Annotated in this window: 5 protein-coding genes and 1 tRNA gene; 1 reads left to right on the forward strand and 5 read right to left on the reverse strand. The window is 69.8% G+C overall.

Annotated elements, in window-relative coordinates; all coding sequences use genetic code 11:
- Positions 1 to 501: 501 nt before the first annotated feature.
- The gene (locus MQH10_RS26030) at positions 502 to 1,374 is read left to right on the forward strand and encodes a WecB/TagA/CpsF family glycosyltransferase (RefSeq protein WP_242566877.1); all 873 of its coding nucleotides are present in this window, start codon (positions 502 to 504) and stop codon (positions 1,372 to 1,374) included.
- Between the two features lie 18 nt (positions 1,375 to 1,392).
- Here MQH10_RS26030 and MQH10_RS26035 read toward each other — a convergent pair.
- The 5 genes from MQH10_RS26035 to MQH10_RS26055 all read right to left on the reverse strand — a co-directional run bounded on the left by MQH10_RS26035 (position 1,393) and on the right by MQH10_RS26055 (position 4,909).
- A tRNA-Leu gene (locus tag MQH10_RS26035) sits at positions 1,393 to 1,481 on the reverse strand.
- Between the two features lie 12 nt (positions 1,482 to 1,493).
- The gene (locus MQH10_RS26040) at positions 1,494 to 2,333 is read right to left on the reverse strand and encodes a peptidoglycan recognition protein family protein (protein WP_242566878.1); all 840 of its coding nucleotides are present in this window, start codon (positions 2,331 to 2,333) and stop codon (positions 1,494 to 1,496) included.
- 21 nt (positions 2,334 to 2,354) lie between these two features.
- Entirely contained in the window at positions 2,355 to 3,347 is a 993-nt protein-coding gene (locus MQH10_RS26045) for a hypothetical protein (RefSeq protein ID WP_242566879.1), read from the reverse strand.
- A gap of 213 nt (positions 3,348 to 3,560) precedes the next feature.
- Positions 3,561 to 4,493 (reverse strand): NAD(P)/FAD-dependent oxidoreductase, encoded by a 933-nt coding sequence (locus MQH10_RS26050; protein WP_242566880.1) that lies wholly within the window; start codon positions 4,491 to 4,493, stop codon positions 3,561 to 3,563.
- On the reverse strand, positions 4,490 to 4,909 hold the full coding sequence (locus MQH10_RS26055) for a thiol-disulfide oxidoreductase DCC family protein (RefSeq protein WP_242566881.1): 420 nt from the start codon (positions 4,907 to 4,909) through the stop codon (positions 4,490 to 4,492). The genes MQH10_RS26050 and MQH10_RS26055 overlap by 4 nt, the downstream gene beginning before the upstream one ends.
- Positions 4,910 to 5,264: the final 355 nt, after the last annotated feature.

Below are 5,264 nucleotides of genomic sequence, written 5' to 3' on the forward strand. Positions count from 1 at the left end.
CTATATGGTCTGGTTAGGACCATCGCTAGAGCGCCGCCGCCTGCGTTTCTCTTTCCAATTCAACGATGTCAAAGACCAAATCCGGCTTCCGCCGAACCCGCTGTTTAGCGCCGGCGGCCGGCGGAGGCGGTTATCTAGTGGGAGGCCCCTTTCCTGTCAATCAGTCCTTTCGGACTTTCTCAAAAACCTGCGTTCCGCCTGCCGGCGCGGCGTTCCGGGGCTGTCCTGGTCAGCGTCGAGCCTCTCGGACGAGACCGCCCAAGCGGCTGCAATATAAGCGCTTCTCATCGCGTTCAGTGCGCCGCAGCCTGTCTCAGCCCCCGATCTCGGGCGGAAAGCGGCTCTGAAAATTGTTCGCCCCCTGGCCGCCCGGACGATCCGTCTCCTGAGGAATCGCGGGCCCTCCCCTCGACTCGTCCCTTCGTTCCCCGTCCAGGCAGGGAGTCTTAACCGGCCCCGGCCTAGGCTCCCCGGTCTGAGACACCGCCAGGAGCCGGCCGCATGGACCGTCGGGGAGAGGATCGTCGCGATTTCCGCAAGGCCCGCCGGGCCGGCGAACGCATCCGGCTGCTCGGCGTCACCCTCGATCTCGTCCGCCTGGAGGAGATCATGCACCACGTGACCGCCCATATAGAGGCCGGCACGCGCTTCGTGGTCGCCAACCACAACGCCCACAGCGTCTATCTGATGGGCCGCAATCGCGAGTTCGCCCGCTATTTCGAACACGCGGACCTGACCATGGTCGATTCCGGTCCCATGATCCTGCTCAGCCGCCTGGTCGGACTGAACGCCCGCGGCTTCCACCGCTGGACCTATCTCGACTGGCGCCACCACTTCTGGAGCCTGGCCAACCGCAAGGGCTGGAGGGTCTTCTATCTGGGCGGCGCGCCGGGCGTGCCGGAACAGGCGGCCCAGGTCCTCACCGAGAAATATCCTGGCGCGGTCATCGGCGTGCGCAACGGCTATTTCGACGCCACGCCCGGCTCGGCCGACAACGCCGAAATCCTTAAGCAGATCGCCGCCTTCAAACCCGACGTATTGTTTGTCGGCATGGGCATGCCGCGCCAGGAGGTCTGGCTGCTGCAGCACCTCGACCAACTGCCGCCCTGCGTCACCTATTCCATCGGCGCCGCCTTCGACTATGAGGCCGGCGTCCAGTACAGCCCTCCGCGCTGGGCGGCGCGCATGGGCTTCGAATGGCTGGCCCGGCTGCTCGCCGATCCCCACCGCCTGTTCGGCCGCTACTGCATCGAGCCCTGGTTCCTCCTGGGCCTGGCGCTACGGGACATCGCCGGCGCGATCCGGGCCGGACGGTTGATGAAGGGGTTCGCTCCGGCCAAGCCCCAGGCCACGGCCCAGACCCAACAGGCCTGAGGGACCGCTTCCTTCGGCTGGTGCGGGCGGCCGGGGTCGAACCGGCACGGGCCTTGCGGCCCTACGGATTTTAAGTCCGGTGCGTCTACCAGTTTCGCCACGCCCGCGCAGGGGCAGACTTAGCCTTCGCCGCCCCCGGTTGGAAGGGTGATGACACGCGCCGTCTGCGCCGGTTTCGTGGCCGCCGCCTTGTCGAGGATCGCCCAGGTCTTGGGGCCGACAATGCCGTCGGCCACCATGCCGGCGCCGCGCTGAGCCTCCCGAACCGCGGCCTCGGTGACGGCGTCGAAGGTCCCCGTGCCGGCCACGCCCACCTTGGCCTGAACCTCGCGTACGGCGTCGCCGGAATCGCCGCGGCGCAGGGTGGGCCGTTCCTTGTCGTCCTGGGCGGGAATCGGCGGGCGCACGGACATGACGCCCTTCATGTGGCCGGCGACATGGGCGCGGAACTCCTCCATGTCCATGTCCGGATCGACCTTGCGCCCCGATGGGCGGGCATATTCCTTGTGACCGCAGCACATGTCGGCGGGCACGCCCACATGGGCGAGCAGGGCGGCCACCCCGCGCTTATAGGCGTCGAGCTGAACCTCGGACCAGGGTTCGCTGCCGTCGCCGGCGTTCTCGGCCTCGATGCCGATCATGTGGGTGTTGCCGCCCTCGACATCCCCCCACTGCCCCGCGCCCGCATGGTTCGCCCGCCCGGCCGCCACCAGGTAGAAGGTGCCGTCGCGTCCCAGCCCCAGCTGGGCCAGGGGACCGCCGAGGTCCGGACGCCCCTCGGTGATCAGCTTCAGGCTTGGCATGTTGCCCTTGGCCTTGGTCGCGGTGTGGTGACAGATCACCCCCTTGATCGAGCCCATCTCGCCCCGGCCGCGGGTGCGCCAGCCCGGGGTCGCGGCCACCTTCAGCCCCGCGTCCAGCAGGGCCTGCTCCATCCAGGCGAGCGAATAGTCGGCCAAGGCGCCCTCCCCGTTCCGGCCCTAGGCGCGCAGACGGACCACGCCGCCCCGCGCCGGCGGCAGGTGCTCGTCGGCGGTGACCTCGTCGTCCGAGACCCCCAGGTCGCAGATGTGCTCCTCACCCTCATGGGCGGGATCCAGGGCGACCGGGCGGAGCTTGCCGACGCCGGGCCGGGAGCTGTGCATGGCCTGGTCCGCGGCGCTTTCGCTGGCCAGGGTCGGCTTGGTCTTTTCCAGGAGGTCCGGCACCAGGCGCTCCAGGAAGCCCGCCGTGAATCCGAGCACGGTGACGAACATCCACTTCTGCTCTTCGGTGGCGTCGCCGCCCGGCACGGGCACGCCCAGGTTCACCAGGTGCGCCTTGAGCATGCAGTAGAGGATCATGCCGGAGATCACCCCGATCACCACCCGCAGTATGGCGTCGACGGTGTTGTCGGCCCACTGGAAGTCGGTCAGCACGGTCCGGCCGCGAATGGCCGTGGCGATGGAGAAGAAGGCGCCCACCGCGCCCGCGCCGCCGCCCAGCCAGATGCCCTTGCCGTCCGCCGGCAGGTTGATCACCGAGGCGACCACCGGCGAGAACCCGGCGATCATCGCGGCCACCACCACGACGGAGGTGATCAGGGCGACCAGCAAATAGGAGAAGCGCGCCCAGGAAGTGCGCACCTCGATGATCTCCTGCCGCACCAGGTCGAGGATCGCCGAGGCCCCGACCAGGTCGCCCTCCAGCGCCACCACCAGGGCGTCGGCCACGCCGCGGTTGAACCGCTTGGAGCGCGCCACGCCCCAGCCGTCGATCAGGCTGTTGATCTGGCCGCGCAGGGGATTGAGCGGCGCCAGCGCCGCGCGCTGGGACCCGGCCAGGCTGGGGTCATCGGCGAAATGGACGGTCACCCGCATCGGGGTCCGGTAGACCGCATAGAGCGGCGTATTCTTGGCGTACACCTCGACGATCCGCGCTGATGAGGCGTCGGAGGCGTTCAGCTTCACGTCATCGACGCACACAAGCGGCATGCCTGACCCGATAGGCTAAAGGTGCTGTAAAACCAAAATCTTGGGCGCCTGTCGCGCCCGCCTCCGGCACTCGAACTCAAGACAACTGCGCCGGAGCCCCCCGACATGGTTAACGATGGCACGGCTCCGGCGGCGCCACAACGCGGATCGACGCCGTGGGGATGAGTTTATCGCCTTTCGCCACGCAAGGGTGCAGCGGCCAGGGAGACGGGGTCAGGCGATCATGCGCCGCGCCAGGTCGCGGCCGGACAGCCAGGCGCATTCCACCCGCGGCCCGATCAACCAGTCCCCACAGCATCCGAGACCCAGGTCCGGGCGCCACAGCGCGCCCAGTCCCGCGGCGCCCGCCCGCGCGTAGCGCCAGCGATGGGCGGTGCGCGCCAGGGCCGGCGGCAGGATGACGCCGGTCGCCTGCGCGAACGCCTCAGCCAACCGCCCGGCGACGTCATCGGCGTCACGTTCCAGATAGGCCGCCGACCATTCGGGGCTTGCCTGGATGACCCAGGTCTCCAGTTCCGCCCGCCCGGGCTTGGCGCTGTTGCGCGCCGCCCAGCCGATAGGGCCGCGATCGCGCAGAACATCGGCCTCGACCGGAAGGCGTTCGGCGAAGGCGAGCATCAGGGTCCAGCAGGGCGCCGATCGGGTGTCGCCTGCACAAGCCGCCATCTCCGGCGCATGCTGCGCGGCCAGGGGGGAGACCTGTTCCGCCGGCGTCGCCAGGACCACCCGGTCGAAGGGGTCCCGCTCGCCTTGAGCGGTCTGCAGCCGCCAGCCGTCCGACGCAGCGACAAGGGCCTCGACCTGACAGTTCCAGGTCACCGCCGCCTCCCCCGCCAGGGCGCGGATCGGGGCGTTCATGGCCGGCGTTCCGACCCAGGCGTCCGCGCCCGCCGCCGGCCAGGGCGCACAGACGCCAGCCGTCGCCCAGGCCGCGACCTGGGCTGCGAAGTCCGGATCGCGGGCCGTGAAATATTGCGCGCCGTGGTCGAACACCGCCTCGCCCGCCGGGGTGGCCATCCGCCGGGACGACATCCGCCCGCCGGGCCCACGGCCCTTGTCGAACAGCACCACATCGGCCCCCGCGCGGCTGAGCGCGGTCGCGCAGCTCAGGCCCGCCAGGCCGGCGCCGACGATGGCGACCTTCATGCGGGCGAGCCGGGATGGACCGGTCGGTCCGACACCGGGGCCGGCTTGCGAACCCCGCCGGCCAGGGTCTGCAGCAGGGGCCGGACCTTCAGGAACTGCACATAGAGCGCTTCCAGCATGCGGAGCAGCCAGGGCGTCCGGGCCAGGCGGCCGAGAGGGGCGAGCGGCGGGACCGCGCGCCACATGGCGGCGAAGGCCTCGGCGCCGGACAGCAGCGGCCCGCCCGCCTCCTGGGCGTGGAAGCGCATCTTCATGGCCATCCGGTCGATCGGACAGGGCAGGCCCACCGAAAGGTCCACAAAGGCGATGCGGCCGGCGCGGTCCATGGCCCGCAAGAGCGCAATCTCATTGCGGCAAAGCGGACAGTCGCCGTCGTACCAGACCGTCAGCCCCTGCCTTGCCTGATCCGTCGACATGCCGCCCTCCAACGCCTGTTCGGGATCAGGTACGCGGCGGCGCGAGCGGGGGATGCAGCTTCCCCGCCCAACAATTCTCGCCCCAGGTCCAGATTAATTGCAGCGACTTGCGCGCCCATGACGGCGATGTAGCGCGCCGCACCGTCGTTCAGCACCCGCGCGCCGAAGGCTCCCGTACAGGAGGGCCCCAAGACACGGGAGACGATCGGCCTATATCTTGAGGATGCGCCCGCCGCCCTGGCGGACCGCACCGGGTTTTTGGAGTTCGGACGCGATGAACGCGCCTTCCAGGCTGGATCCCGCCGCAGGGATCAGCGCCGCGACGCTCACCCACCTCCAGCGGCTGGAGGCGGAG

The sequence above is a fragment of the Phenylobacterium aquaticum genome (genome assembly GCF_022695515.1).
GTDB classification, from domain to species: Bacteria; Pseudomonadota; Alphaproteobacteria; order Caulobacterales; family Caulobacteraceae; genus Phenylobacterium; species Phenylobacterium aquaticum.

What these genes read in the sequence shown, in the direction of transcription:
- MQH10_RS26045 (WP_242566879.1), bottom strand. Translation starts at nt 3,347, where the DNA reads ATGCCGCTTGTGTGCGTCGATGACGTGAAGCTGAACGCCTCCGACGCC.
- MQH10_RS26050 (WP_242566880.1), bottom strand. Translation starts at nt 4,493, where the DNA reads ATGAAGGTCGCCATCGTCGGCGCCGGCCTGGCGGGCCTGAGCTGCGCG.
- MQH10_RS26030 (WP_242566877.1), top strand. Translation starts at nt 502, where the DNA reads ATGGACCGTCGGGGAGAGGATCGTCGCGATTTCCGCAAGGCCCGCCGG.
- MQH10_RS26055 (WP_242566881.1), bottom strand. Translation starts at nt 4,909, where the DNA reads ATGTCGACGGATCAGGCAAGGCAGGGGCTGACGGTCTGGTACGACGGC.